This is a genomic window from Variovorax sp. WS11 (genome assembly GCF_010499245.1).
Lineage (GTDB): Bacteria > Pseudomonadota > Gammaproteobacteria > Burkholderiales > Burkholderiaceae_C > Variovorax.
The window spans coordinates 388,173-413,800 of record NZ_JAAGOW010000003.1 but is presented as its reverse complement, the minus strand read 5'-3'; the positions used below and the strand labels follow the sequence as shown (position 1 = coordinate 413,800).

Below are 25,628 nucleotides of genomic sequence, written 5' to 3'. Positions count from 1 at the left end.
GATAGTATTTGCTGTCTCGCACAAGAAAATCTTATGGCACGGGCCCATCTTCCCCTCAATGCGCTGCGCGCCTTCGAATCCTCCGCGCGGCATCTCAGCTTCACGCTGGCGGCCGACGAGCTGAACGTGACGCAGGCCGCGGTCAGCCAGCAGGTGCGCGGCCTCGAGGCGCGGCTGGGCGTGGCGCTGTTCCGCCGGCTGCCGCGCGGGCTCGCGCTCAGCGACGAGGGTCAGGCACTGCTGCCGGTGCTGGCCGAGTCCTTCGGCCGCATGGAGGCGGTGGTTCAGCAGTTCGACAACGGCCAGTTCTTCGAGGTGCTGACGGTGGGCGTGGTGGGCACCTTCGCGGTCGGCTGGCTGCTGCCGCGGCTGCGCCTGTTCCAGCAGGGCTGCCCCTTCGTCGACCTGCGGCTGATGACGCACAACAACGTGGTCGACCTGGCGGGCGAGGGGCTGGACTTCGCGATCCGCTTCGGCGACGGCAACTGGCCGGGCCTGAAGGCCGAGCACCTGATGGCGGCGCCGCTCTCGGTGCTGTGCGCGCCGGCGATCGCGGCGCGCATCGTCAGGCCGCGGGACCTCGCGCAACAGACCTTGCTGCGCTCCTACCGCGCGGAGGACTGGCCGGCCTGGTTCGCGGCCGCCGGCGCGGCCTGCCCGGCGATCCGCGGGCCCGTTTTCGATTCCTCGCGGCTGATGGTGGAGGCGGCCATGCAGGGCGCCGGCGTGGCGCTCGCCCCGGCCTCGATGTTCGAGCGCGAGCTGGACGAAGGCCGGCTCGTGCGGCCCCTTTCGACCGAGGTGATGACGGGCAGCTACTGGCTGGTGCGGCTCAAGTCGAGGAAGCCCAGCGCCGCGATGGAGGCCTTCCGGCGCTGGCTGTTGGACTACATCGAGGCTTCGAGCATCGCGCGGTAGTCCTCGCGCGTCGCCAGCCGCGGGTTGGTCTTGTGGCAGTGGTCGGCCATCGCGCCGTCGATGATGGGCTCGAACATCGCAGGCGTGACGTCCACCTCGGCCAAGCCCGCGGGCAGGCCCAGACGCGCGTTCATGTCGCGGATCGCGGCCGCAAGGTCGCCCGGGGAGTCGAGGTGCATGGCCTGCGCCATGCGCTGCAGGCGCTGCTCCTTCTGCACCGACTCCGCGCCGGCGTTGAAGCGGATGACGGCCGGCAGGAAGAGGGCGTTGAGGGTGCCGTGGTGCAGGCGCGGGTCGATGCCGCCCAGGCTGTGGCTCAGCGAGTGCACGCAGCCCAGTCCCTTCTGGAAGGCCATGGCGCCCTGCATCGAGGCGCTCATCAGGTTGAGGCGCGCCTCGCGGTCGCTGCCGTCCTTGGTGGCGCGCTCGATGTAGCCCCAGGCGCGCTGCAGGCCGTCGAGGCCGATGCCGTCGGCCGGCGGATTGAAGGCGGCCGACATGAAGGTTTCCATGCAGTGCGCGATGGCGTCCATGCCGGTGGCGGCCGTGAGCCGCGGCGGCAGGCCCAGCGTGAGCTCGGGGTCGCAGATGGCGGCCTTGGGCATCAGGAACCAGCTGTGGAAGCCGAGCTTGCGATGGTCGTCGACGATGACGATGGCGCCGCGCGCCACCTCGCTGCCGGTGCCGCTGGTGGTGGGCACGGCGATCAGCGGCGCCACGCGCTCGGTGATCTTCGGCGAGCCGCCTTCGATGGTGGCGTAGGTCTTGAGCGGCCCCTCGTGCGTGGCCGCGATCGCCACGCCCTTGGCACAGTCGATGGCCGAGCCGCCGCCGACGGCGATGAGGCCGTCGCAACGCTGCTCGCGGTAGATCGCGGCGGCGGCGCGCACGGCAGCCTCGGTGGGGTTGGAGGGCGTCTGGTCGAACACCGCGGCCGGCAGGTCGCCCAGCGCATCCAGCGCTTTCTGCAGGATGCCGGCCGCGCGCACGCCGGCGTCGGTGACGATGAGAGGCCGCGCGATGCCGATGCGCTCGCATTCGCTGCGCAGCAGCTGGATGGCGCCGAAGTCGAACTGGATTTGGGTCAGGTATTGGATGAGGGCCATGGGTCGTGTGGAGGTGGGGCTACGATTCGGGCCTTCCAATTTAACAAGCGCCGCCCCTCTTGCCCATGACCCAAACCCTCGCGCCGCCCCTCACCGCCAAGATGGCCGGCGTGGTCGACCGCATGGCCCGCGCCCACCAGGCGCCGTACTACACGCTCACACCCGCCCAGGCCAAGGCCGCCTACGAGAAGGGCGCCAGCGTGCTCGAGGTGCCCAAGCCGCAGTTGGCGCGCGTCGAGGACTTCGCGATCCCCGCGCGCGATGGCCATGCGCTGCCGGCCCGCCTCTACGCGCCTTCGCAAGCGCGGCTGCCGGTGCTGCTGTTCTTCCACGGCGGCGGCTTCACCGTCGGCAGCATCGCCACCCACGACACGCTGTGCCGCGTGCTGAGCGAGAAGAGCGGCTGCGCCGTCGTTTCGGTGGACTACCGCCTGGCGCCCGAGCACAAGTTCCCGACCGCCTCGAACGACGCCTGGGACGCCTGCCTCTTCGTCGCGAAGAGCGCCACCGAACTGAGGCTGGATGGGTCGCGCCTGGCATTGGGCGGCGACAGCGCGGGCGGCACGCTGGCGGCGGTGTGCGCCATCCTCGCGCGCGACGCGGGCCTGCCGGTGGCCTTGCAGATGCTCTTCTATCCGGGCACCACCTCGCATCAGGACACGGCCTCGCACCATCGCTTCGCCGACGGCCCGCTGCTCGGCGAGCCGCTCATCACCTGGTTCTTCGCCCAGTACCTCAACAGTCAGGCCGAGCGGGACGACTGGCGCTTCGCGCCGCTCAACGCCGAGGACGTCGAAGGCGTCGCGCCCGCCTGGATCGGCCTGGCCGAATGCGACCCGGTGGTCGACGAGGGCATCGCCTATGCCGACAAGCTGCGCGCCACGGGCGTGCCGGTGGATCTGGAGATCTACCGCGGCGTGATCCACGAGTTCGTCAAAATGGGCCGTGCCATCCCCGAAGCGCTGCAGGCCCAGGCCGATGCGGCGCGCGCCCTGAAGGAAGCCTTGCAACCATGACCGAGAACACCCGCCGATCCGACTACCGCTTCTTCCACCGCCTGCGCGTGCGCTGGGCCGAGGTGGACATGCAGAAGATCGTCTTCAATGCCCATTACCTGATGTACTTCGACACCGCGATCTCCGACTACTGGCGCGCCCTGGCGCTGCCGTACCAGGAGGCGATGGACGCGCTGGGCGGCGACCTCTACGTGCGCAAGGCCACCATCGATTTCCAGGCCTCGGCGCGGGTCGACGACGTGCTGGACGTCGCGATGAAATGCGTGCGCGTGGGCAATTCCTCCATCGTCTTCCACGGCGGGCTGTTCCGGGGCGAGGACTTCCTGGTGGGCTGCGAACTGGTCTACGTGTTCGCCGATCCGGCCACGCAGACCTCGAAGCCGGTGCCGGCCTTGCTGCGTGAGATCTTCACGGCCTATGAGGCCGGCGAAGCCTTGAGTGAAGTCAAGACCGGCAGCTGGACCGAGCTGGGCGAGGGCGCCGGCGCGGTGCGCCGCAGCGTCTTCATCGAGGAGCAGCGCATTCCCAAGGAGCTCGAATGGGACGAGCACGACGAGAGCGCCGTGCACGCGGTGGCGCGTAACCGCCTGGGCCAGGTGATCGCGACCGGGCGCCTCGTGCCGGGCGGCGCGCCCGGCCAGGGCCGCATCGGCCGCATGGCGGTGCACCGCGTGCTGCGCGGCGGCGGCCACGGCGCGGCGGTACTGCGTGCGCTCGAAGAAGCCGCCAAGGCGCGCGGCGACCGCGAGGTGGCGCTGCACGCGCAGCGCAGCGCCGAAGTCTTCTACACGCGCCTGGGCTATGTGCCGCACGGCGAGCCCTTCGAGGAAGCGGGCATCGCCCATATCGAGATGCGGCGCGCACTCTGAACCCGCACGGCGCCGGCTGGCCGGCCATAGGTGGAACATGAACCTCCGCACCAAGATCGTCGCGTTGGCCGTCGCGCCGCTGCTGGTCGCGCTGGTGCTGGTGGCGCTGGCCGTGCGCCACCAGGAGCGCGACCTGGCGCGGCGTGAGCGCGCGCTGATCGAGCAGACCTACATGGACCAGCGCCGCAGCGAGCTGCGCAGTTACGTGGAGCTGGCAATCAGCGTGGTGCGGCCGCTCTATGACGCGGGCCTCGACGACGAGGCCACGCGCGCCGAGGCCCTGCGCCGGCTGGCCGCGCTGGACTACGGCAGCGACGGCTACTTCTTCGTCTACGACCTGCAGGGCCGCTCGCTGATGCATTCGCGCCAACCCGAACTGGTGAACCAGAACCTCTGGGAGCTGCGCGACTCGCGCGGCCGCTTCACCATCCAGGAACTGATCGCGCAGGCGCGCACCGGCGGCGGCTTCGTCCAGTACGAGTGGCGCAAGCCCTCCAGTGCGCAGACCGCGCCCAAGCTGGGCTACGTGACGACGCTGCCGCGCTGGAACTGGATGGTCGGCACCGGGCTGTACATGGACGACATCCAGTCGACCATGCAGACGCTGGACCGGCAGATGAACCAGAACGTCGCGACCACCATGCTGTGGATCGCCGGCATCGCGGCGCTGTGCCTGGCGGTGGTCAGCGCCGGGGGGCTGCTGCTCAACCTCAGCGAGCACCGCGTGGCCGAGGCAAAGCTGCGTCTGCTCGCGCGGCAGGTGGTGCAGTCGCAGGAAGAAGAGCGCGGCCACCTCGCGCGCGAGCTGCACGACGGCACCAGCCAGACGCTGGTGTCGACCAAGCTGCTGGTGGAGTCGGCGGTCGATACGCTGGAGCGCGGGCAGCAGCCCACGCCGCCGGTGCTGGGCAGGGCGCTCGTGCGGCTCAACGAGGCGCTGGCCGAGGTGCGGCGCATCTCGCACCGGCTGCGGCCGGCGCTGCTGGACCAGTTGGGCCTGCCGGCCGCGCTCGAGCGGCTGGGCGCGGAGTTCGGCGAGGAGGGCGCGGTCGCCGCCTCGGTCGCGGTGCAGGGGACGCCTTGCGAGCTGCCGGAGGAGGTCAAGACTGCGCTGTTCCGCGTGACCCAGGAGGCGCTGACCAATGTGCGCAAGCATGCACGGGCGCGGCAGGTGCGCATCGCACTGGACTTCGAGCGGCGCGGCGTGCGGCTGGAGGTGAACGACGATGGGGTCGGCTTCGACCTGCAGACCACGCAGCTCGATCCGCGCCGGGGCATCGGGCTGCGCAACATGCGCGAGCGCATCGCGGCCATCGGCGGGCGGTTGGACCTGCACTCGGGCAGCAAGGGGACCGCCATCGTCGCCTTCGTCCCGGCGAAGAGCCTGGAGGCGACGTGACGATGACGCAGCCGATCCGCCTGTTCCTGGTCGACGACCATCCGCTGGTGCGCGACGGACTGCATGCGCGTCTCGACCCTTTGCCGGGCATCGAGATCGTGGGCGAGGCCGGCAGCGCCGCCGAGGCGCTGGAAGCGATCGAGCGCCTGCAGCCGCAGCTGGTGCTGGCCGATGTGGGCATGAAGGACATGAACGGCATCGAGCTGGCCGCGCGGCTGCAGACGGTTGCGCCCGCGGTGCGCGTGGTGATGCTCAGCATGTACGACAACCCCGAGTACGTGCAGCAGGCGCTCGCGGCCGGGGCGCGCGGCTATGTGCTCAAGGATGCGCCGGCGGCCGAGATCGTCGCGGCCATCGAGGCGGCGGCGGCGGGCGGGACCTTTCTGAGCCCGGCGGTGTCGCAGCGGCTGTTCCGCAACCAGGCGCCGAGGCCGCTGCTCACGCCGCGGGAGAGCGAGATTCTCTCGGCACTGGGGCGGGGGGAATCGAGCAAGCAGATCGCGCGCGACCTCGGGTTGAGCGTGCGCACGGTCGAGGCGCATCGGCAGAGTATCAAGCGGCGGCTCGGCATCGAGGGCCAAGCCGAGCTCATCAAATACGCCGTCGAGCACGCCCGCCAGTTCGGCCAAGGCTGAGGCGGCCTGGGCGTTCCAGGGTTATCCCTTAGGCAACTCCACGCGTCCCGCCCGCGCGGTGCGACGGATGCCGACCGGCCGGCGAATCGGGACACTCGCCGGGTTCACAACGTCTGGAGACATCGCATGCACAGCATCCGCCGCCACCTGGTGTGGCTTGTCGTGGCCGTGGTCGGCGCCTTTTCGCTGGGCACCGTGGCCCTGGCGCGAGGCGAGGCCATCAGCGCCTTGTGGGTCGTGGCCGCGGCCCTCTGCACCTACCTGATCGCCTATCGCTACTACAGCCTCTTCATCGCCGACCGCGTGCTCGGCCTGGACGGCAAGCGCATGACGCCGGCGCACCGCCACAACGACGGACTGGACTACGTGCCCACCGACAAGAACGTGCTCTTCGGCCACCACTTCGCGGCCATCGCCGGGGCCGGCCCGCTGGTCGGCCCGGTGCTCGCGGCGCAGATGGGCTACCTGCCGGGCCTGCTGTGGATCCTGGCCGGCGTGGTCTTCGCCGGCGCGGTGCAGGACTTCATCGTGCTCTTCATCTCGACCCGCCGCGACGGCCGCTCGCTCGGCGACCTGATCAAGCAGGAGATGGGCACGGTGCCGGGGCTGATCGCGCTGTTCGGCACCTTCATGATCATGATCATCATCCTGGCGGTGCTGGCGCTGATCGTGGTGAAGGCACTGGCCGAATCGCCCTGGGGCACCTTCACGGTGGCAGCGACCATTCCGGTCGCGGTCTTCATGGGCGTGTACCTGCGCTACATCCGCCCGGGGCGCATCGGCGAGATCTCGGTGATCGGCTTCGTGCTGCTGATGCTGGCGATCTTCGGCGGCCAGGCAGTGGCGCAGAGCCCGACCTGGGGGCCGATGTTCACCTTCGACGGCAAGGCGCTGACCTGGATGCTGATCGGCTACGGCTTCATCGCCGCCAGCCTGCCGGTGTGGCTGCTGCTGGCGCCGCGCGACTACCTCTCGACCTTCCTGAAGATCGGCACCATCGTCGCGCTGGCGATCGGCATCGTCTTCGTTGCGCCGACGCTGCAGATGCCGGCGGTGACGCAGTTCGCGCAGGGCAACGGGCCGGTGTGGTCGGGCAGTCTCTTTCCCTTCCTCTTTATCACCATCGCCTGCGGCGCCGTGTCGGGCTTCCATGCGCTGATCTCCTCGGGCACCACGCCGAAGATGCTGGACAACGAGCGCCATGCGCGCTTCATCGGCTACGGCGGCATGCTGGCCGAGTCCTTCGTCGCGGTGATGGCGCTGGTGGCCGCGGCCTGCATCGAGCCGGGCGTGTACTTCGCGATGAACAGCCCGGCCGCGCTGGTCGGCAACACGCCGGCTGCGGTGGCGCAGACCATCTCGAGCTGGGGCTTCGTGGTCACGCCCGAGATGCTGGTGCAAACCGCGAAGGACGTGGGCGAGAGCACGATTCTCGGCCGCGCCGGCGGCGCGCCCACGCTCGCCGTGGGCATGGCGCACATCCTGCACCAGGCCATCGGCGGGCCGGCCATGATGGCCTTCTGGTACCACTTCGCGATTTTGTTCGAGGCGCTGTTCATCCTGACCGCGGTCGATGCCGGCACCCGGGCCGGGCGCTTCATGCTGCAGGATCTGCTCGGGAGCTTCGTGCCGGCGCTGAAGCGCACCGACTCCTTCGTGGCCAACCTGCTCGCCACCTTCCTCTGCGTCGCGGCCTGGGGCTACTTCCTGTATCAGGGCGTGGTCGATCCGCTGGGCGGCATCAACACGCTGTGGCCGCTGTTCGGCATCTCCAACCAGATGCTGGCCGCGGTGGCGCTGATGCTGGGCGTGGTGGTGCTGTTCCGCATGAAACGCGAGCGCTACGCCTGGGTCGCGATCGCGCCGGCCGCCTGGCTGCTGGTGTGTACGCTGACGGCGGGCTGGCAGAAGATCTTCTCGGCCGATCCGAAGGTCGGCTTCCTGTCGCACGCGGCGAAATACGCCGAGGCGATCGAGAAGGGCGTGCTGCTCGCGCCCGCCAAGACGCCCGAGGCGATGGCGCGCATCGTCTTCAACGACCGGCTGGATGCGGCGCTGTGCGGGCTCTTCATCTTCGTGGTGCTGAGCGTGCTGGTCTACAGCGTGCGCAGCGCGCTCGCGGCGCGCGCGGCGAACAAGCCGACGGCGCGCGAGACGCCTTTCGAGCCGATGCCGACTCAGGCCGCCTGATGCGCTCCCTGGCCGCCTTGCCCGAGGCCGGGCGCTATCTGACCCGCTCGCTGGCGCAGTCGCTGCGCCTGATGGTGGGGCTGCCGGACTACGACGCCTACCTCAGCCACATGGCGCGCACGCATCCGGACCAGGCGCCGATGAGCTACGAGGCCTTCTTCCGCGAGCGCCTGGAGGCGCGCTACGGCAGCGGCAAGGGCCGCTGCTGTTGAGCCGGGCTCAGATGTCTTCGAGCAAGGGGTAGGGCAGGGGCTCGACGCTGAGTGCGGGCCCCTCGGCGCTGCCGGCGTGCAGGCCACCGGCATTGAGCGCCGCGATCTGCATGGACACGAGCGCAGCCCATCCGCCGCCGGGCGTCGGCGCCGCCTGCGCGACCATGCCGACCGGCTGCTCGGGGTCGTTGGCGGCAAAGACCTCCTGGCCCGCTGCCAACGGCGCCGGCGCCTGCACGAGGTAGGTCCTGCGCTTGAGGGTGCCGCGGAACTGGCTGCGCGCCACCACCTCCTGGCCGGGGTAGCAGCCCTTCTTGAAACTCACGCCGCCCACCGATTCGTAATTGAGCATCTGCGGCACGAAGGCATCGACGATCGGCGCGCTGACGGTCACGATGCCGCTGCGCACCTCGCTCCACTGCCACAGCGCGGAATCGAGCGCCGGGCCTTCCGGCTCGGCACTGCCCGCCGGCGCGATGCGCAGCGCGCGTGGGACGCGATCCGAGGGATAGAGCGAGACCACGCTGACATCGCCGACCTGGCAGCAGCGCCCGGGCGGTGCGCCGGCATCGACGCCGTTGGCCGTCAGCGCCGTGCCGGTCAGGCCGTGGAGCATGAATTCATCGCTGGCATCGCTGAGCTTGAGCTTGGCGCGCAGCACGTACATCGACAGGCGCTTGAGCGTCGCGGGAAGGATGTCGCGGCCGATCACCAGCAGCACGCGTTCGGGCTGCGGCCTGATGCCGATGAAGCTCGCGATCACGCGTCCCTTGGCCGTGCACAGCGCGGCCAGGCGCGCTTCGGTGGGGCCGAGGAGGGCGAAGTCCTGGGTCAGCTGGCCATTGAGGAAATCGGCGGCTTCGGGGCCCTCGGCGCGGATCACGCCGAGGTGCGAAAGGGCTGTTACGCCATTCAGAACGACTGGGGTCATCGCTGAATTATCATGGCCGGCTCCGTTCCGTTCGGCCCGCAGGGCTACCGCGTTTTCCTTCTTCTGCCCGCCTCATTCGCATCCGTGCGCCGCTTTCTTCTCACGCTCTTCCTGCTCGCCGCATTCGTCGTGCTCGGCTCGGGCGCGGCCGGGCTCTGGTGGGTGCAGGCGCCGTTGAAGCTGCCGGCGCCCACGGTGGACCTTTCGGTCGAGCCGGGCACCACGCCGCGCGGCGTCGCACAGGCCGTGGTCGAGGCCGGCGTGGACGTGCCCTGGCAACTGCTCTACGGGTGGTTCCGCTTCTCGGGGCAGGACCGGCAGATCCGCGCCGGCAGCTACGAGCTGGAGCGCGGCGTCACGCCGCGCCTGCTGCTCAACATGCTGGTGCGCGGCGAAGAGGCCACGCGCAGCATCGTGCTGGTGGAGGGCTGGAGCTTCCGCCAGATACGCGCCGCGCTGGCCAAGGCCGAGCAGCTGAAGCCCGAAACCGTGGGCCAGAGCGACCAGGAACTGATGGCCCGGCTCGGCAAGCCCGGCGTGCATCCCGAGGGCCGCTTCTTCCCCGACACCTACACCTATTCGAAAAACTCCACCGACCTCGCCGTGCTGCAGCGGGCGATGCGGGCCATGGACAAGAAGCTGGAAGCGGCCTGGGCCGCGCGCGCGGCCGATCTGCCGCTCAAGACGGCCGACGAGGCGCTGATCCTCGCCAGCATCGTCGAAAAGGAGACAGGCGTGGCCAAGGACCGGGCCGAGATCGCGGCCGTGTTCGTCAACCGCCTGCGCGCCGGCATGCCGCTGCAGACCGATCCGACCGTGATCTACGGCATGGGCACGCGCTTCGACGGCAATCTGCGCAAGAAGGACCTGCAGGCCGACACGCCCTGGAACACCTACCTGCGGCCCGGCCTGCCGCCGACGCCGATCGCCATGCCGGGCAAGGCCGCGCTGCTGGCGGCGGTGCAGCCGGCGCAGAGCAAGTCGCTGTACTTCGTGTCGCGCGGCGACGGCTCCAGCCACTTCAGCAGTTCGCTCGACGAGCACAACCGCGCGGTGAACCGCTACCAGCGCGGCATCGAGCAGCCTGTACCGCGGAGCGAGCAGCGATGACGCAGCAGCAGGGCCTCTTCCTCACGCTCGAAGGCATCGACGGCGCCGGCAAGTCCAGCCATATCGATGCGCTGGAGGCGTTGTTCAAGGCGCAGGGCAGGGTGGTCACGCGCACGCGCGAGCCTGGCGGCACGCCGCTGGCCGAGACGCTGCGCACCATGATCCTCACGCAGGCCATGGACCCGCTGACCGAGTCGCTGCTGGTGTTCGCGGCGCGGCGCGACCACATCGTGCAGGTGATCGAGCCCGCGCTGGCGCGCGGCGAGGTGGTGCTGTGCGATCGCTTCACCGATGCCACCTTCGCCTACCAGGGCGCAGGGCGCGGCTTCGACAACGCGGTGCTCTCGACCCTGGAGCAGTGGGTGCAGGCGCGCGATGGCGCGCTGCTGCAACCCGCGCTCACGCTGTGGTTCGACCTGCCGCCCGAGACCGCGGCCGAGCGCCTGGCGGGCGCGCGGCTGCCGGACAAGTTCGAATCGCAGCCGGTCGAGTTCTTCCGCCGCGTCGCTGAAGGCTATGCGGCGCGCGCCGCGGCCGCGCCGCGCTTCGTGCGCATCGACGCGAACCGTTCGCGCGAGCAGGTCTGGGCGCAGGTCGAGGCGGCGCTGGTCCAGCGCGGGCTGGTGGGCGTCAAATCATGAGCCGCATGGCCGCTCCGAAGGCTCATAGCCCCGCAGCCCGCAGGGCGGAGGCTGCCCAATGAGCGAGCTAAACATTTCGCCCTGGCTGCGCAAGCCCCTGGCCGAGCTGCTGCGGCAGCGCGGCCATGCCTGGCTGCTCCAGGGGCCGTCGGGCCTGGGCCAGTACGAGCTGGGCCTTGCCCTGGCGGCCGCCTGGCTCTGCGAGCAGCCCGACGAAAAAGGCGGGCAGGGCGCCTGCGGCCACTGCCCGAGCTGCCACGCCATCGCCGTGCGCACCCATGCCGACCTCTGCGTGCTGATGCCCGAGGTCGCGATGCAGGAGCTGGGCTGGCCGCTCGACGAGAAGAGCCAGGCCGACATCGACGACAAGAAGCGCAAGCCCAGCCGCGAGATCCGCGTCGAGGCGATGCGCGATGCGGTCGGCTTCGCCCAGCGCACCAGCGGGCGCGGGCGCGGCAAGGCGGTGCTGGTCTATCCGGCCGAGCGGATGAACAACATCACCGCCAACGCCTTGCTCAAGACGCTGGAGGAGCCGGTCGGGGACGTGCGCTTCGTCCTGGCCAGCGAGGCCGCGTGGCAATTGCTGCCCACCATCCGCAGCCGCTGCCTGGGCTTCACCATGCCCTGGCCCGGCGACGACGAGGCGCGCGAATGGCTGGTGGGGCAGGGCGTGCCGGCGGCCGACGCGCCCGCCCTGCTGCGCGCTGCCGGCGGCCGGCCCAGCGATGCCCTGCGGCTTGCCGCCTCGGGCCAGTCGCCCAAGGCCTGGAGCCTGTTTCCGAAGGCCATGCAGCGCGGCGAGATCGGCGCGCTGGCCGACCATGCGCCGGCCCAGGCCATCGGCGCGCTGCAGAAGCTGTGCCACGACCTCATGGCGGTGGACAGCGGCGCTGCGCCGCGCTTCTTCGAAGCTGCCGACCTGCCGGCCCTACCGTCGAAGGCGGCGCTGGGCCGCTGGGCCCGGTCGCTCGCCAATGCGGCAAAAACCGCAGAACATCCCTTCAATGCGTGGGCTTGATGCTCGAAGCACTTTGTGAGCGAAGCGCGAAGCACCCTAAACTCCGCCAGCCGCCGCCCATGAATACAACAGCCTCCCACCCCGCCGCGCCCGCCCGACCCAGCGTCATTCAGCTGGCGATCAAGGCGAAAAGGGCGCGCTCTACGCCGCCTACATCCCGCTGTTCGCCGAAGGGTATCTTCATCCCGACCTCGCGCGAGTACCGCCTGGGCGACGACGTCTACGTGCTGCTCACGCTGCCCGAGGACCCGCAGCGCTACCCGGTGGCTGGCAAGGTGGCCTGGATCACGCCGGCACGCGCGGCCGGCAACCGGGCGCCGGGCGTCGGCATCCGCTTTCCCTCGGACGAGAAGTCGCGCCAGCTGAAGGCGCGCATCGAAGAGGCGCTCGGCGGCACCCTGGCCTCCGACCGCCCGACCCAGACCATTTGAGTTCCGTCTGCACGACGTCGACCGCAGCCGCTGCGGTCGCGCCGCCGTTTCCCGAAGTTTTGCGATGTTCACCGACTCCCATTGCCACCTGACCTTCCCCGAATTCGCCGGCCAGATGCCGCAGATCCGCGAGGCGATGGCCGCCGCGCAGGTCGACCGGGCGCTTTGTATCTGCACCACCCTGGAGGAATTCGCCGAGGTGCAGGCGCTCGCGGCTGGTTTTGACAACTTTTGGGCCAGTGTCGGCGTCCATCCGGACAACGAGGACATCGCCGAGCCCTCGGTGGACGATTTGGTGACACGCTCGGCCTTGCCCAAGGTGGTGGCGATCGGGGAAACCGGGCTGGACTACTACCAGATGGAAGAACGCAAGGGCGGCCGCAGCATCTCCGACATGGAGTGGCAGCGCGACCGCTTCCGGGTTCACATCCGTGCTGCCCAGCAGGTGCGCAAGCCGCTGATCATTCACACCCGCGACGCCTCGGCCGACACGCTGGCGATCCTGAAGGAGGAGGGCGAGGACGGCTCGGCGGGGGCCGCCGGCGGCGTGTTCCATTGCTTCACCGAGACGGCCGAAGTCGCGCGTGCCGCGCTGGACCTGGGTTTCTACATCTCGTTCTCGGGCATCCTGACTTTCAAGAAGGCCGCCGAGCTGCGCGAGGTGGCCACCTTCGTGCCGCTGGACCGCATGCTGATCGAGACCGACAGCCCCTATCTGGCGCCGGTGCCGTACCGGGGCAAGACCAACAATCCGTCCTATGTGCCTTTCGTGGCCAAGCAGATCGCGGAGCTGCGCAAGCTGCCGGTCGAGGCCATCGGCGAGGCGACCAGCCGGAACTTCGAGACCCTGTTCAAGGGGGTGAAGTCATGAAGAATTACTTTAAATACATCATCTATCTAGCTGTATTTGCAGCATCTTTTTCATCGCAGGCCGGCTCGTACGAGGATTTCTTCCGGGCAGTCCGAAGCGACAACGCGAGCAGCATCCAGGCGCTCCTGAATCGCGGCTTCGACCCCAATACCGTCGACGAACAGGGCCAAGCTGGCCTGCTGATCGCCATGCGCGAGCCGTCGCCCAAGGTGATCCAGGTGCTGCTGGATTCGCCCAAGTCCAACGTCGAGGTGCGCAACGCCAAGGACGAGAGCCCGCTGATGCTGGCCGCGCTGAAGGGCCAGCAGGACCTGGTCACGCGCCTGATCGCGCGCGATGCCGACGTCAACAAGCCGGGCTGGGCGCCGCTGCATTACGCCGCCACCGGCGGCCACGTGGCGATCATGAAGGTGCTGCTGGAGAACTACGCCTTCATCGACGCGCAGTCGCCCAACGGCAGCACGCCGCTAATGATGGCCGCGATGTACGGCTCGGCCGCCGCGGTGCAGTTGCTGCTCGATGAGGGCGCCGACACGACGATGAAGAACCAACTGGGCATGACGGCACTGGACTTTGCCCAGCGCGCCAATCGGCCGGATGCGGTGCGGCTGCTGAGCACCGCGGCCCAGGCGAACAAGCGGCCGGGCGATGGCAAGTGGTGAGCTGGCTCGCCCGAGCTGAGCCGCCTCAGCGCCTGCCTCAGCGATTCGAAAAACACAATGTGCATTATGTTAAATAAAAAGCACAGACGCCCCCGTTAAGGCGGGAAAATCCGCGGCATGGACGCCTCCATCTTTTCCACGCCCAAGATCGACTGCCACTGCCACCTCTTCGACCCCGAATCGTTCCCGTACACGCCGGGTGTCTTCTACTCGCCCTCGGGCGGCGAGATTGCCACTGCCGCCTACTTCACCGAGGTGATGGATGCGTACGGCGTGTCGCACGCGCTTCTGGTCGGGCCCAACTCGGGCTACGGCACCGACAACCGTTGCATGCTCGACGCGATCCGCAACGGCAAGGGCCGGTTCAAGGGCATTGCCGTGGTCGACAACGATGCCTCGACCGCACGGCTCCAGGATCTGCAGGCACAAGGCGTGGTGGGCATCGCATTCAACATGGCGCTGCTCGGCCTTGCGCACTATGCCGATGCGGACGCGCTGTGGGAGCGCATTGCGGCGCTCGGCATGTGCGTGCAGGTGCAGGTCGAGGGCGACCAGATGGCAGCGCTTGCGCCGCGCCTCATGGGCTGCGGCGCGCAGATCCTGGTCGATCACCACGGTCGGCCCGATCTTTCGCCCTTGCACCAAGGCCTCGCGAGCGCGGGCTTCCAGGCCCTTCTCGGCATGGCCGCCAGCGGGCGCTGCACCGTGAAGCTCTCGGGCTACGACAAGTTCTCCCGAGAGGCCTTGCCGTTTGCCGATGCACGGCCTTTCACCGCCGCATTGCTGGAAGCATTCGACCCCACCCACTGTATCTGGGGTTCGGACTGGCCGCACGTGCGGGCCACGCGGCGGCTCGATTACGGTCCACTGCTGAACGTGTTGGTGCGCAGCGTGCCTTCGGAGGCCGACCGCCGCGCGATCCTTCTGGAAACACCGGCGCGGCTGTTCGGCTTCGAAATGCCGGGACAGGTGTCCGATTCTTGACAGTCGAGCGTCATGCTCGGCTCTAAAGTGACGGTACCCAAGGAGACAACCCCATGAACACCACCACCTCCTCCGAAATCCAGAAGCTCGTCTCCGCCGAAGAATGGCAGCTGCGCGTGGACCTCGCGGCCTGCTACCGGCTGGTCGCGCTCCATGGCTGGAGCGACCTCGTCTTCACCCACATCAGCGCGCGGGTGCCGGGGCCCGAGCACCATTTCCTGATCAATCCCTACGGGCTGATGTTCGACGAGATCACCGCCTCGAGCCTGATCAAGGTGGACCAGGATTGCAACAAACTGATCACCTCGCCCTACCCCGTCAACCCCGCCGGCTTCGTGATCCACAGCGCGGTGCATGCGGCGCGGCCGGACATCCAGTGCGTGCTGCACACCCACACGCGCGCCGGCATTGCCGTGAGCGCCCAGAAGAACGGCGTGCTGCCGATCAGCCAGCAGTCGACCTTCGTGCTGGCCTCGCTGGCCTACCACGACTACGAGGGCGTGGCCTTCCGCGACGAGGAAAAGCCGCGACTGCAGGCCGACATGGGCGAGGCCAACTTCCTGATGCTGCGCAACCACGGCCTGCTGACCGTCGGCAAAACCATCGCTGACGCCTTCCTCTCGATGTACACCTTCGAGAACGCCTGCCAGATCCAGATCGCCGCGCAGGCCGGCGGCGGCGAGCTCACGCATGTCGATCCGCGCATCGTCGAAGGCGTGGGCCACGCGCTGAAGGTGCAGACCGGCGGCCTGGGTGGCGCCTTCGTTTGGCCGGCATTGATCCGCAAGCTGGATCGCGTCGACCCGAGCTACAAGCAGTAGCGGTCTTGCGCCCGCCCCGTACAAACCCTGATCGCACTGACGGCGGATCGACAGCTTCGATTTCTACGATTTCTCCGAGGCCACCCGAAACGCGGGCGACCCACGGCGCAGTTCGCGCACCACCAGGAGACATCGACCATGCAGATCACGGGCATGTTGCACGGCGCACGCCTGCTGCACTTCGTGGGCTTTCCGGCCACCGAGGTGCTGGGCCCCGCGGCCAGCGAAGAGGAGATCAAGGCGCTCATCGACAAATACGGGCTCGTCTTCATCAAGCCGGTCTTCAAGGGCGGCATCGGCAAGAAGGGCAAGGCCGGACTGCTGGGCCGCGCCAGCGACCTCAAGACCGCGCTGGCCGAGAAGGAGCGCCTCTACTTCGCCGAGCACCAGGTCGGCCACGTCAAGGCCAAGGCCAACGGCGTGACCTTCGAGGCCGGCGTGCCCGCCAAGCACGAGGTCTACTTTTCGATCAGCGACTCCACGCGCTTCCGCGCGCCGACCATGACGCTCACGCACATGGGCGGCATGGACATCGAGGAGCTCGACAAGACGCAGGTCGCCACGGTCCCCTTCGACCCACTCACCGGCCTCAAGGCCTTCGTGGTGGCCAATGCGCTGACCGAGATCGGCGCGCCCAAGGAAATCATCTCGCCGCTGGTGCAGCAGCTGCCCAAGCTGTGGGAGCTGTTCCACGACTTCGGCATGACCACGCTGGAGCTCAACCCGATCCGCATGCGCGAGGACAAGAAGGGCCGGCTCACGCCAGTGGCCTGCGACTTCAAGTGCGGCTTCGACCGCGACGACCCGCGCTGGCTGCGCCTGGGACTGCCGCCGCACCTGTTCGCGGCCGACTACTCCGACTTCGAGCAGGAGATCAACACCCTGCGCACCCACCAGGGCCAGAGCGACGTCTATGTGATCAACGACAAGGGCACCGTGCTCGCCCCCACCTTCGGCGGCGGCGCCAACTCGCTGGTGACCGAGATGCTGGGTGACGACGCGATCATCAGCTCCGACTTCGGCGGCAATCCGCCCTACGAAAAGATGAAGGAGGTCGCGCGCATCTGCTTCAAGCACTGGCTCAAGCAGGCCAACGTGCTCTTCATCATCGGCGGCAAGAGCAACAACACCGACATCTTCGAGACCCTGCGCGCCATGGCCGACGCGCTCCGCGAGCACTTCAGCCAGCACGGGCCCACGCCGCTCTACGTGGTGGTGGGCCGCGGCGGGCCGAACCTGGTGCGCGGCATGGGCGCGCTGCGCGACACCTGCGATGCGCTGGGCCTGCCCTACCGCCTCTTCGGCTTCGACTCCGACATGAGCGAGGTGATCCAGTTCGCCCGCAAGATCAACGCGTGGATGAAGGACGGCGGACGCGAGCAGGTCGCCGCGCGCCTCGGCATCCAGGCCCCCGCGGCCGCTTGAAAGGGAGCAAAGAATCATGCAATCCAGCTGGCAGAAGACAGGCGTGGGCGACTTCAAGTACCACGTCGGCATCAGCTCGCTCACGCAGGTCGCCTCGCGCGAGGACCGCGTCTGCGTGCTCAACATCCTGGGCGGCGAATCGAGCGAGGTCACGCCGGTGAGCCATGCCTACTCGGGCGGCAACGTGGTCTTCGGCACCGCGCCCGGCAAGGGCGGCGCGGTGCTGGAAACGCCCATCGGCGACATCCCCGTGTTCAACAACGTGCGCGACGGGCTGGCGGCGGGCCACCGCTTCAACTGCGGCGTGGTGTACCTGCCGCCCTCGGCGGCACGCGACGGCGTGGCTGAACTGATCCGCGTGAATCCGGAGCTGCGCAAGATCTTCATCATCACCGAGAAGATCGCCGTGCACGACGCGCGCGAGATCCGCGCCATGGGCCAGCAAAACGGCATCGACATCTTCGGCGCCAACGGCCTGGGCGTGGCCGACTCGTGGAACCAGGTGCGCGTCGGCGGCGCCCTGGGCGGCGACAAGCCCAGCGACTCGCTGCGGCCGGGCTCGATCGCGATCTTCTCCAACTCGGGCGGCTTCTCCACCACCATCGCGCAGTACCTGCGCATGGCGGGCTGGGGCACCACCACCGTGATCTCCTCGGGCAAGGACGTCTACATCCACTATGCCGCGCCCGAGTTCGCCTTCGCGCTCGCCAACGATGCGCGCAGCAAGGCTGCGGTGCTGTACTGCGAGCCCGGTGGCTACTACGAGCTCGACGCGAAGTTCAACAAGCCGGTGGTGGCCTGCGTCGTGGGCCGCTGGAAGAGCAAGCTCACGCGCGCGGTCGGCCATGCCGGCGCGATGGCCGGCGGCTCTGACGACGCGCTGGCGAAGGAACGCTGGTTCATGGAGAAGTTCGGCGTCGACGGCATCTTCACGCCCGACAATCCGGTGTTCTCGGCCAAGGGCGCGCTGGTCACCAACATCGCCCACATCCCGGCCGCGCTGACGGCGGTGATGCGCGCCAACGCCACCCTCCCCGACTTCGCGCCCGAGGGCACGCTGGCGCTCAAGCCCTGGTTCGGTTCCGACGAGGGCCTGGACCTGCCGGCAGAGCTGCGCCCGGCGGTGGTACAGGCGCTCGCCCCTTACGGCGAGCAGGTGGCGCTGCTCAACACCCAGATCGGCGGCGTGGTGCCGCGCCAGACGATGAAGGACGCCTCGGGCGCCTCGCAGATGGACGCGAAAACGCAGGTCAGCAGCCTGCACGGCACCAGCATGCTGGACGCGGCCACGCTCTCGCTGGAATCGAACGTCGCATTGGCGCTGCTGCACGATGCCGGCGGCGAGAACGACCGAAAGCTGATCGCACCCACGGTCGCGGCCCACATCAACCTGCACGGCCGGCCCGAGCTGGCGGCGGCGCAAGCCAGCCGCGAGGCCGGCAACGCGCCCAATTCGGTGCTGGCCGCGGCGGCCGCCATCGTCGGGCCGAAGCGCCAGCAGGCGGCGCGCGAGGCGCTGGGCTTCATGCTCGAGCGCTTCCATGCCGCGGGCCTCGGCAACGAGTTCGGAGCCTCGCTCAGCGACAGCTTCGACATCGCGCAGATCGACACGGCGGACGCGCCCGCGCTCACGACCGACACGCCCGACGCCCGTGCCCAGGCCCTGCTGGCCGGCGTGCAGGCACGCGGCGGCCGCTCGGTGTTCCTGCGCTGGCTGCAGGGCCTCCCCGGCCATCCGACCGAGGCGGCCGCGCTGGCCGCGGTCTCGGCCACCTTGGCCTGGGGGCCGCTGTCGCGCAAGCGCATCTCGCTGCTCACGGCCCAGAACTTCCCGTGGTGGCTGCAGCTCTTCGGCACGCTGATCGGTGCCTCGGCCGATGCCGCGCGGCACGCGCCCGATGGCTTCTGCGGCATCGCGCAAAAGCAGATGCTCGAGAGCGCAAGCCTCGGCGAGATCGCCTTCGCCGCCCTCCTCGGCCGCACGCCGGGCGAGAACGACCTCTTCGCCTTCCAGACCCTGGTCGGCCTGCTGCTGACCAACGGGCCCGGCGCCATCTCGGCCCAGGGCGCCAAGGGCGCGGTCTCGGCGGACGGCCCCGAGCAGCCCGAGCGGGTGCAGCTCAACAAGGCGCTGGTCGGCTTCCTCACGCACACCGGCTATGCGCACGGCGGCAACGGCTACGAGGGCATCGCCTACCTGATCGAGCAGTTCAAGGGCAGCGGGCTCGACGATCCGGGCGCCCCGGAGCACGGCGTGGATCTCAAGGCGCTCGCCGCGAAGGCGGTCGACCAGTACGCGCAGTACAAGACCCGCAAGAAGAGCGCAGGCAGCCTGGACATCGCCAAGCTGCCGGGCGTGAACCACCCGGTCTTCAAGGACAAGCCGGTCAACCTCGACCCGCGCGAGGTCTTCATCGCGAAGCTGCGCGAGTCGCGGGGCGACCACAACGTGTTCCACGACTTCTACCGTGCGCTGGTGCAGCAGCTCTTCGATGCCGGCGTCTCGCGCAACGTCTACTGCGTGAACGTGGATGCGGTGATCGCCGCCCTGCTCCTCAAGATGCTGTGGAAGCCGCTGCAGTCCGGCGAGATCGGCGAGCGCGATCTCGAAACCGCCGCGTTCACGATCTTCCTGTACCCGCGCATGCTGGGTTGCGCCGCCGAGATCGACGACCACCTCAACCGCGGCCGCAACATGGACACGCGTACGGTCGCATCCCTCTGCAAATTCGTCGCCTGAGCCGGCACGAATTCAGCTGCTGGTCAGGGTGCCGCAAGCACGCCTGAGATAGGGTCTGCGGACCCTGTCCATTTCCTTCTCCGCCAAAACCTCATACACCACTGGAGAGTCCCCATGAGTTCAGCCATCCTGGCCGACGGCACACCCGCGCCTGCCTCGAGCTCCAAGCTCGGCGCGGTTCTGCGCGTCACGAGCGGCAATTTCCTCGAGCAGTTCGACTTCTTCCTCTTCGGCTTCTACGCGACCTCGATCGCCCACGCCTTCTTTCCGACGAGCAGCGACTTCGCCTCGCTGATGCTGACCTTCGCGGTCTTCGGCGCCGGCTTCCTGATGCGGCCGCTGGGCGCCATCGTGCTCGGCGCCTACATCGACGAGGTCGGCCGCCGCAAGGGCCTGATCGTCACGCTCTCCATCATGGCCAGCGGCACGGTGCTGATCGCCTTCGTGCCGGGCTATGCCTCGATCGGCCTGCTCGCGCCCGCGCTGGTGCTGCTCGGCCGGCTGCTGCAGGGCTTCTCCGCCGGCGCGGAGCTGGGCGGCGTCTCGGTCTACCTGTCGGAGATGGCTACGCCCGGCAACAAGGGCTTCTACACAGCCTGGCAGTCGGCCAGCCAGCAGGTGGCGATCGTGCTGGCCGCGGCGCTGGGCTTCGCGCTCAACGAGCTGTTGACGCCCGAAGACCTCGGCGCCTGGGGCTGGCGCATCCCCTTCTTCGTCGGTTGCATGATCATTCCCTGCATCTTCCTGCTGCGCCGCTCGCTGCAGGAGACCGAGGCCTTCCGCGCCCGGACGCACCATCCGACCACGCGCGAAGTGGCTGCGTCGATGCGGCAGAACTGGCGCATCGTGCTGGCCGGCATGCTGCTGGTGGCGATGACCACCGCCACCTTCTACCTGATCACCGTCTACACGCCCACCTTCGGCCGCACCGTGCTGCACCTGAGCGCGAAGGACAGTCTGGTCGTCACACTGCTGGTCGCCGTCTCCAACTTCATCTGGCTGCCGGTGGGTGGCGCGATCTCCGACCGCCTCGGCCGCAAGCCCCTGCTGATCGCGATGACCGTGCTAGCCATTCTCACGGCCTACCCGGCGATGTCCTGGCTGGCCGCGGCGCCCAGCTTCGGCCGCATGCTGGATGTGCTGCTTTGGTTCTCCTTCCTGTTCGGCATGTACAACGGCGCGATGGTGGTCGCGCTCACCGAGGTGATGCCGGTGCAGGTGCGCGTGGTCGGCTTCTCGCTGGCCTACAGCCTGGCCACCGCGCTCTTCGGCGGCTTCACGCCGGCGGTGTCGACCTGGCTGATCGAGGCCACGGCGGACAAGGCGGCGCCGGCGTACTGGATCAGCATCGCGGCGCTGTGCGGGCTGGTGGCGACGCTGGCGTTGTATCGGCGGAAGGCGGGGCGGGGCTGAGGGCGCAGACCCTCACCCCAGCCCTCTCCCGCGAGCGGGAGAGGGGGCAGGACATCCCGCCGACTCTTGCGATCGGTCGGTGGCGGGCGCAAACTGCCGGGACGGCCTGGGCCGCGTCGGACCGGGCCGGCGACTTCGCACAAGGAGATGCCATGTCCCTCCCCTCGCATCTGACCAGTTACCTCGACCAGCGCGGCGCCCGGTACGAGATCTGCACGCATGAGCACAGCCGCAGCAGCGCGGAGACGGCGCGCAGCGCCCATGTTCCTGCGAGCCAGCTGGCCAAATCGGTCATCCTCCAGGACGACGACGGCTGCGTGATGGCCGTCCTGCCCGCGGACCGGGTCCTCATGGTGGGCGAGTTCTCCCGCCTGGCCGGCCGCTACCGGCTGCGGCTGGCCGACGAGGATCGCATCGCCGCGCTGTTCCAGGACTGCGAGCGCGGCGCGGTGCCGCCGGTCGGCATGGCCTGGGGCATCCCGACCCTCGTCGACGACGAGCTCGAAAGCAACGAGGTCGTCTACATGGAGGTCGGCGACCACGCGCAGCTGCTGCGGATGTCGCACGACCAGTTCCACGAGCTGATGCGCGCCCAGCCGCACGGGAGCTTCAGCAAGTCGCCGATGCATTGAGGGCAGCCGCGGCGGCTGTGCGCCCATGGTCACGGCGACCTTCCGCTTCTACGAGGAGCTGAACGACTTCCTTGCGCCCGAGCGGCGCAGGCGCGCGTTCTCCTGCCCCTGCGCGCGCCGGGCGACCACCAAGCACATGATCGAGGCGCTCGGCGTGCCCCATACCGAGGTCGAGCTGGTGCTGCTCAACGGCGAGTCGTCCGGCTTCGGCGCCCTGCTGCGGGAAGGCGACCGCGTGGCCGTCTACCCGAAGTTCGAAGCGCTCGACGTCACGCCGCTGCTGCGCGTTCGCGCCCAGGCTTTGCGCTGCACGCGCTTCGTCGCCGATGCGCATCTGGGCGGTCTGGCCCGGCTGTTGCGCATGACCGGCTTCGACACCCTGTACGACAACCATTTCCAGGACGACGAGATCGAGCGCATCGCCGGCGCGCAGGAACGCATCGTGCTCACGCGGGACCGCGAGCTGCTCAAGCGCCGTGGGGTCACGCATGGCTGCTACGTGCACGCCCTGCATTCGGCGCAGCAGTTGCGCGAGATCTTCGACCGGCTCGACCTGGCGCGCAGCGCGCGGCCTTTCACGCTCTGCCTCAACTGCAACGCGCCCTTGCGCGGGATCGACAAGGCGCAGGTCGCCGCCGCATTGCCGCCGTCGGTGCGCGAGCGCTACCAGCGCTTCAGCACCTGCGATGTGTGCCGGGGCGTGTTCTGGGAAGGCTCGCACTGGGAGCGCATGCGGGCCCTGGTGGATGGGCTGTGCGGGGCGCGATCCGGTGTCGATTCCAGATGAACGAACGACCCGCTTCGCGCATGTAGGCCTTTGGTCTTCATGCCCGTGTCATGCAGAGCGACGCTGCATCATCAGCGCATGCTGTGACCTGAGGATGGCAACGCGCAATCGCCCCACTCGGTCGCGGAGATTGCCGTCGAAGTCAGTTGCCGGTGGCGAGCCCTTCCTAGAATTCCCGTCAACCCTCCGCGTCAAATCTGCCCTCGCCCACCCCTCGGATCCTCATGCACGAGATCGACTTGCCCGCCCAGACGGCGGCAGTTCGCAGTGTTCTTGCCAAGCACGGGATCCGTCCCGCGCTGGCCCTGCTCAACGACCGGACGCCGTACCGCTACACGGCCATCTACAAGCTGACCGGTGAGACCATGGAAGCCGTCCATGTCTTCGATCGCGGCTCCGAATACCGCAGCTGGCTCAAGGCCGTGCCGCTGGACAAGAGCTTCTGCGACTTCGTCATCCGCGAGGGCGAGTTCGCGACCCACCATGCCTCCAGGGACCAGGGCCTGGTGAGCCCCTACGATGGCCTCGTCGAGTCCTACTACGGCCGCGTGCTGAGGCGCGAGGACGGGACGCTCTACGGCAGCTTCATCCACTTCGACGTGGAGCCGCGCAGCATCGCCGAAGAGGAGGCCGCCTTCCTCCAGGACGTGATTCCCCTCTTCCTCGACTACCTCGACTGAACGCGCAGGGTCGCGCCTAGAAGGTGTGACGCATGCCGAACTCGGTGCCCTTCGAAGACCCGTTGGGCGTCGTGATCGAGCCGGCGAGCGCCTGCGTCGCGCCATTGCGGTTGCGCAGGTAGGCCAGGGTGCCATAGAGCGCCGTGCGCTTCGACAGGTTGTAGACATAGCCCAGCGCCAGCTTCGACGTCGTCGGCTCCGGCACATTGCCCACGGGCTCGCGCTTGTAGCGCGCATACGAGGCCTTGATCTCGCCCACGCCGACCGGAAGGATGAAGCCCAAGAGCGCGCCCTTGCCGTCGACCGCACCCAGCGATTCGCTGTAGACCTCGCCCATCAGCCTGAGGCTCATCAGCGACTCGAAGACATAGGAGGCGCCGATGTTCGACACCCGCAGGTCGCCGGTCGCGTAGCGGGTCTTGCCGGTGGCGAGCGTCACGTTGAACGGGCCATTGAGATAGCCCACGCGAATGCCCGCATAGTCGCCGTCGTCCCGGTTCGAGCGCAGTGTGCCCGGCAGCACGGACCGGTTGTCGTTCTCGCCCATGGCGTACATCGCCTGCCCGTAGAAGCCGCCCAGGTTCGGCGGCAGGAAGTAGCCGATGCTGTTCGAGGCGCGCGTGCCTGTCGGCGCCGTGAGGCCGCCCAGGCCCGAGAAGTACAGCTGGTTCGCGCCGATGCCGCCGCCGGTGCCGAAGGGATCGTAGAGCGCCGTGTTCCAGAAGGTCGGCGTGTAGTCGCGGCCCAGCCGCAGCTCGCCGAAACCGCCGGAGAAGCTCACCGTGGAGCGCCGGTTGAAGGTCATCAGGCCCGGAGCGGTCGCGCCGCTCGCCTGGTTGTTGCTGTTCGTGCCGAAGCCCGTGCCGTTGTCGTTCTGCAGCCCCGCCTCGAGCCAGAAGCCGGCGGCCAGGCCGCCGCCAAGATCTTCGGTGCCGCGGAAGCCCAGCCGGCTGAAGGTGTTGCCGCTGTTGGTCAGCTGCCATTTGCTGGAGGAGCCGTTGCCCGACCCGGTGGTGTAGGTGACGGCAGCATCCACGACGCCGAAGACCTGGACGGAATTCGCTTGCGCGCAGGCGCCGGCCGCAGCCGCGCATGCGGCCGCGGCCACAAAAGACTTTTTCATTGGATTTTTCGAGAGAGAGAGAGTTGGGAAACCAGATGACTAGATGTCCAGCACCAGTGGCCCACGCCTGCACTGCGAGACGCAGATCATCATGGTCTTGTTGGCGGCTCGTTCGGCCTTGGTGAGGATGCCGTCGCGGTGCTCGATCTCACCCGCCGAGACGATCTTCGTCTCGCAGGCGCCGCACACGCCTTCCTTGCAGCTGTGGTCGGGATTGAGGCCGGCGTCGATCAGGCTGTCGAGGATGGACTTGCCCGGCGGCACTTCAACGCTCTTGCCGCTCTTCGCGCACTCGACCACGTAAGCCTCGGTGGCGCTGGGCGCCTCCACGTGGGCGGCGGCGAAACGCTCGACGTGCGCATTCGCGTAGCCCAGCTGCTCGCAGTGCTTCTCGAAGGCGTCGAGCATGGGCGCGGGGCCGCAGCAATAGAAATGGCTGCCCGCGCTCTTGCCGCCCAGCATCGCCGCGAGATCGGGCGGCGCGCCCTTGTCGGCATCGAAATGCCAGGTCAGCGCGACCTGGTTCTCGCGCGCCAGCGCCTCGATCGCGTCGCAGAAGGCCGCCTCCTTGCGGGTGCGCGCGCAGTAGATCATCTCCACCGGCTTGCCGATGGCGACCAGGCGCTGCAGCATGCACCAGATGGGCGTCACGCCGATGCCGCCGGCCACCAGCACCGAGCGCTCGGCGCCCTCCTCCAGGTGGAAGTTGTTGCGCGGCGCCGAGATCGGCAGCGTCATGCCCACGCGCAACTGCTGGTGCACGTAGCGCGAGCCGCCGCGGCTCTTGCGGTCGTTGGCCACGCCGACCACGTAGCGCTGGCGGTCGCTGGCCGGATTGCACAGCGAGTAGCTGCGCACCAGCCCGTTGGGCAGATGCAAATCGATGTGCGAGCCGGCCTCGAAGGCGGGGAAATCCACCTCCGGCGAAGCCGGGCGGAATTCGACGCTGACGATGCCCTCGGCCTCGTAGCGCATGGTGTGCACGAGCGCGTTGAGCGTGGGGGAAGACATGGG

At 68.7% G+C, this 25,628-nt stretch carries 24 protein-coding genes and 1 pseudogene; 21 read left to right on the top strand and 4 right to left on the bottom strand.

The features are described 5' to 3' along the window. Positions 1-33 precede the first annotated feature (33 nt). A complete protein-coding gene (locus GXN78_RS27635; protein WP_106554680.1) occupies positions 34-918 on the top strand; it encodes a LysR family transcriptional regulator in 885 nt (294 codons plus the stop codon). On the opposite strand, the gene GXN78_RS27630 is transcribed toward GXN78_RS27635, so the two are convergent. Further along, positions 888-2,024: an iron-containing alcohol dehydrogenase gene (locus GXN78_RS27630; RefSeq protein ID WP_106554681.1), complete on the bottom strand. Its 1,137-nt coding sequence runs from the start codon at positions 2,022-2,024 to the stop codon at positions 888-890. The two genes, GXN78_RS27635 and GXN78_RS27630, sit on opposite strands and share 31 nt — an antisense overlap. Before the next feature lie 65 nt (positions 2,025-2,089). Between GXN78_RS27630 and GXN78_RS27625 the strand changes: the two genes are divergently transcribed. From GXN78_RS27625 to GXN78_RS27600, 6 genes are all read left to right on the top strand, one after another. Next, positions 2,090-3,040: an alpha/beta hydrolase gene (locus GXN78_RS27625; protein WP_239142945.1), complete on the top strand. Its 951-nt coding sequence runs from the start codon at positions 2,090-2,092 to the stop codon at positions 3,038-3,040. Further along, positions 3,037-3,909, top strand: coding sequence for a YbgC/FadM family acyl-CoA thioesterase (locus GXN78_RS27620; protein ID WP_106554682.1), 873 nt, complete (start codon positions 3,037-3,039; stop codon positions 3,907-3,909). The genes GXN78_RS27625 and GXN78_RS27620 overlap by 4 nt, the downstream gene beginning before the upstream one ends. 37 nt (positions 3,910-3,946) lie before the next feature. Next, the gene (locus GXN78_RS27615; RefSeq protein WP_106554683.1) at positions 3,947-5,308 is read left to right on the top strand and encodes a cache domain-containing protein; all 1,362 of its coding nucleotides are present in this window, start codon (positions 3,947-3,949) and stop codon (positions 5,306-5,308) included. A 2-nt stretch (positions 5,309-5,310) separates the two neighbouring features. Beyond that, positions 5,311-5,943: a response regulator transcription factor gene (locus GXN78_RS27610; RefSeq protein WP_106554684.1), complete on the top strand. Its 633-nt coding sequence runs from the start codon at positions 5,311-5,313 to the stop codon at positions 5,941-5,943. Between the two features lie 126 nt (positions 5,944-6,069). Beyond that, positions 6,070-8,133, top strand: a complete 2,064-nt coding sequence (locus GXN78_RS27605; RefSeq protein WP_106554685.1) for a carbon starvation CstA family protein — start codon at positions 6,070-6,072, stop codon at positions 8,131-8,133. Beyond that, positions 8,133-8,345, top strand: coding sequence for a YbdD/YjiX family protein (locus GXN78_RS27600; protein WP_106554686.1), 213 nt, complete (start codon positions 8,133-8,135; stop codon positions 8,343-8,345). The genes GXN78_RS27605 and GXN78_RS27600 overlap by 1 nt, the downstream gene beginning before the upstream one ends. 7 nt (positions 8,346-8,352) lie before the next feature. Here GXN78_RS27600 and GXN78_RS27595 read toward each other — a convergent pair whose 3' ends face one another. Then, positions 8,353-9,276 carry a folate-binding protein YgfZ gene (locus tag GXN78_RS27595; RefSeq protein WP_106554687.1) on the bottom strand — a complete coding sequence of 308 codons (924 nt, stop codon included), beginning with the start codon at positions 9,274-9,276 and terminating at the stop codon, positions 8,353-8,355. 84 nt (positions 9,277-9,360) lie between these two features. On the opposite strand from GXN78_RS27595, the gene mltG reads away from it, so the two are divergent. From mltG to GXN78_RS27525, 14 genes and pseudogenes are all read left to right on the top strand, one after another. Next, positions 9,361-10,386 (top strand): endolytic transglycosylase MltG, encoded by a 1,026-nt coding sequence (gene mltG, locus GXN78_RS27590; RefSeq protein WP_106554775.1) that lies wholly within the window; start codon positions 9,361-9,363, stop codon positions 10,384-10,386. Beyond that, positions 10,383-11,027 (top strand): dTMP kinase, encoded by a 645-nt coding sequence (tmk, locus tag GXN78_RS27585; protein ID WP_106554688.1) that lies wholly within the window; start codon positions 10,383-10,385, stop codon positions 11,025-11,027. The genes mltG and tmk overlap by 4 nt, the downstream gene beginning before the upstream one ends. A gap of 58 nt (positions 11,028-11,085) precedes the next feature. After that, positions 11,086-12,108, top strand: a pseudogene (locus tag GXN78_RS27580) (DNA polymerase III subunit delta'). Next, the gene (locus GXN78_RS27575; protein ID WP_164255800.1) at positions 12,105-12,476 is read left to right on the top strand and encodes a PilZ domain-containing protein; all 372 of its coding nucleotides are present in this window, start codon (positions 12,105-12,107) and stop codon (positions 12,474-12,476) included. Before GXN78_RS27580 ends, GXN78_RS27575 begins: the two are co-directional and overlap by 4 nt. 64 nt (positions 12,477-12,540) lie before the next feature. Beyond that, positions 12,541-13,347: a TatD family hydrolase gene (locus GXN78_RS27570; RefSeq protein ID WP_106554691.1), complete on the top strand. Its 807-nt coding sequence runs from the start codon at positions 12,541-12,543 to the stop codon at positions 13,345-13,347. Beyond that, a complete protein-coding gene (locus GXN78_RS27565; RefSeq protein ID WP_106554692.1) occupies positions 13,344-14,009 on the top strand; it encodes an ankyrin repeat domain-containing protein in 666 nt (221 codons plus the stop codon). Before GXN78_RS27570 ends, GXN78_RS27565 begins: the two co-directional genes overlap by 4 nt. 117 nt (positions 14,010-14,126) lie before the next feature. Beyond that, complete coding sequence (locus GXN78_RS27560) at positions 14,127-14,993, top strand: amidohydrolase family protein (RefSeq protein ID WP_106554693.1); 867 nt, start codon at positions 14,127-14,129, stop codon at positions 14,991-14,993. 53 nt (positions 14,994-15,046) lie between these two features. Next, positions 15,047-15,814: a class II aldolase/adducin family protein gene (locus tag GXN78_RS27555; protein WP_106554694.1), complete on the top strand. Its 768-nt coding sequence runs from the start codon at positions 15,047-15,049 to the stop codon at positions 15,812-15,814. Positions 15,815-15,952: 138 nt separating this feature from the next. Next, complete coding sequence (locus GXN78_RS27550) at positions 15,953-17,239, top strand: ATP citrate lyase citrate-binding domain-containing protein (protein ID WP_106554695.1); 1,287 nt, start codon at positions 15,953-15,955, stop codon at positions 17,237-17,239. A gap of 16 nt (positions 17,240-17,255) precedes the next feature. After that, entirely contained in the window at positions 17,256-19,979 is a 2,724-nt protein-coding gene (locus GXN78_RS27545) for a CoA-binding protein (protein ID WP_106554696.1), read from the top strand. Between the two features lie 114 nt (positions 19,980-20,093). After that, the gene (locus GXN78_RS27540; RefSeq protein WP_106554697.1) at positions 20,094-21,392 is read left to right on the top strand and encodes an MFS transporter; all 1,299 of its coding nucleotides are present in this window, start codon (positions 20,094-20,096) and stop codon (positions 21,390-21,392) included. A 152-nt stretch (positions 21,393-21,544) separates the two neighbouring features. Beyond that, on the top strand, positions 21,545-22,024 hold the full coding sequence (locus GXN78_RS27535; RefSeq protein WP_106554698.1) for a YbaK/EbsC family protein: 480 nt from the start codon (positions 21,545-21,547) through the stop codon (positions 22,022-22,024). Between the two features lie 25 nt (positions 22,025-22,049). After that, positions 22,050-22,811 (top strand): Mut7-C RNAse domain-containing protein, encoded by a 762-nt coding sequence (locus GXN78_RS27530; protein ID WP_106554699.1) that lies wholly within the window; start codon positions 22,050-22,052, stop codon positions 22,809-22,811. Positions 22,812-23,035: 224 nt separating this feature from the next. Continuing rightward, positions 23,036-23,491 carry a hypothetical protein gene (locus tag GXN78_RS27525; RefSeq protein ID WP_106554700.1) on the top strand — a complete coding sequence of 152 codons (456 nt, stop codon included), beginning with the start codon at positions 23,036-23,038 and terminating at the stop codon, positions 23,489-23,491. A 16-nt stretch (positions 23,492-23,507) separates the two neighbouring features. Here the strand turns inward: GXN78_RS27525 and GXN78_RS27520 are convergent, their stop codons facing one another. Both GXN78_RS27520 and GXN78_RS27515 read right to left on the bottom strand, forming a co-directional pair. Then, the gene (locus tag GXN78_RS27520; protein WP_106554701.1) at positions 23,508-24,614 is read right to left on the bottom strand and encodes a porin; all 1,107 of its coding nucleotides are present in this window, start codon (positions 24,612-24,614) and stop codon (positions 23,508-23,510) included. A gap of 39 nt (positions 24,615-24,653) precedes the next feature. Then, the gene (locus tag GXN78_RS27515; protein ID WP_106554702.1) at positions 24,654-25,625 is read right to left on the bottom strand and encodes a PDR/VanB family oxidoreductase; all 972 of its coding nucleotides are present in this window, start codon (positions 25,623-25,625) and stop codon (positions 24,654-24,656) included. Between the last annotated feature and the right edge of the window lie 3 nt (positions 25,626-25,628).

What these genes read in the sequence shown, in the direction of transcription:
- GXN78_RS27635 (WP_106554680.1), top strand. Translation starts at nt 34, where the DNA reads ATGGCACGGGCCCATCTTCCCCTCAATGCGCTGCGCGCCTTCGAATCC.
- GXN78_RS27630 (WP_106554681.1), bottom strand. Translation starts at nt 2,024, where the DNA reads ATGGCCCTCATCCAATACCTGACCCAAATCCAGTTCGACTTCGGCGCC.
- GXN78_RS27625 (WP_239142945.1), top strand. Translation starts at nt 2,090, where the DNA reads ATGACCCAAACCCTCGCGCCGCCCCTCACCGCCAAGATGGCCGGCGTG.
- GXN78_RS27620 (WP_106554682.1), top strand. Translation starts at nt 3,037, where the DNA reads ATGACCGAGAACACCCGCCGATCCGACTACCGCTTCTTCCACCGCCTG.
- GXN78_RS27615 (WP_106554683.1), top strand. Translation starts at nt 3,947, where the DNA reads ATGAACCTCCGCACCAAGATCGTCGCGTTGGCCGTCGCGCCGCTGCTG.
- GXN78_RS27610 (WP_106554684.1), top strand. Translation starts at nt 5,311, where the DNA reads ATGACGCAGCCGATCCGCCTGTTCCTGGTCGACGACCATCCGCTGGTG.
- GXN78_RS27605 (WP_106554685.1), top strand. Translation starts at nt 6,070, where the DNA reads ATGCACAGCATCCGCCGCCACCTGGTGTGGCTTGTCGTGGCCGTGGTC.
- GXN78_RS27600 (WP_106554686.1), top strand. Translation starts at nt 8,133, where the DNA reads ATGCGCTCCCTGGCCGCCTTGCCCGAGGCCGGGCGCTATCTGACCCGC.
- GXN78_RS27595 (WP_106554687.1), bottom strand. Translation starts at nt 9,276, where the DNA reads ATGACCCCAGTCGTTCTGAATGGCGTAACAGCCCTTTCGCACCTCGGC.
- tmk (WP_106554688.1), top strand. Translation starts at nt 10,383, where the DNA reads ATGACGCAGCAGCAGGGCCTCTTCCTCACGCTCGAAGGCATCGACGGC.
- GXN78_RS27575 (WP_164255800.1), top strand. Translation starts at nt 12,105, where the DNA reads ATGAATACAACAGCCTCCCACCCCGCCGCGCCCGCCCGACCCAGCGTC.
- GXN78_RS27570 (WP_106554691.1), top strand. Translation starts at nt 12,541, where the DNA reads ATGTTCACCGACTCCCATTGCCACCTGACCTTCCCCGAATTCGCCGGC.
- GXN78_RS27565 (WP_106554692.1), top strand. Translation starts at nt 13,344, where the DNA reads ATGAAGAATTACTTTAAATACATCATCTATCTAGCTGTATTTGCAGCA.
- GXN78_RS27560 (WP_106554693.1), top strand. Translation starts at nt 14,127, where the DNA reads ATGGACGCCTCCATCTTTTCCACGCCCAAGATCGACTGCCACTGCCAC.
- GXN78_RS27555 (WP_106554694.1), top strand. Translation starts at nt 15,047, where the DNA reads ATGAACACCACCACCTCCTCCGAAATCCAGAAGCTCGTCTCCGCCGAA.
- GXN78_RS27550 (WP_106554695.1), top strand. Translation starts at nt 15,953, where the DNA reads ATGCAGATCACGGGCATGTTGCACGGCGCACGCCTGCTGCACTTCGTG.
- GXN78_RS27545 (WP_106554696.1), top strand. Translation starts at nt 17,256, where the DNA reads ATGCAATCCAGCTGGCAGAAGACAGGCGTGGGCGACTTCAAGTACCAC.
- GXN78_RS27540 (WP_106554697.1), top strand. Translation starts at nt 20,094, where the DNA reads ATGAGTTCAGCCATCCTGGCCGACGGCACACCCGCGCCTGCCTCGAGC.
- GXN78_RS27535 (WP_106554698.1), top strand. Translation starts at nt 21,545, where the DNA reads ATGTCCCTCCCCTCGCATCTGACCAGTTACCTCGACCAGCGCGGCGCC.
- GXN78_RS27530 (WP_106554699.1), top strand. Translation starts at nt 22,050, where the DNA reads ATGGTCACGGCGACCTTCCGCTTCTACGAGGAGCTGAACGACTTCCTT.
- GXN78_RS27525 (WP_106554700.1), top strand. Translation starts at nt 23,036, where the DNA reads ATGCACGAGATCGACTTGCCCGCCCAGACGGCGGCAGTTCGCAGTGTT.
- GXN78_RS27520 (WP_106554701.1), bottom strand. Translation starts at nt 24,614, where the DNA reads ATGAAAAAGTCTTTTGTGGCCGCGGCCGCATGCGCGGCTGCGGCCGGC.
- GXN78_RS27515 (WP_106554702.1), bottom strand. Translation starts at nt 25,625, where the DNA reads ATGTCTTCCCCCACGCTCAACGCGCTCGTGCACACCATGCGCTACGAG.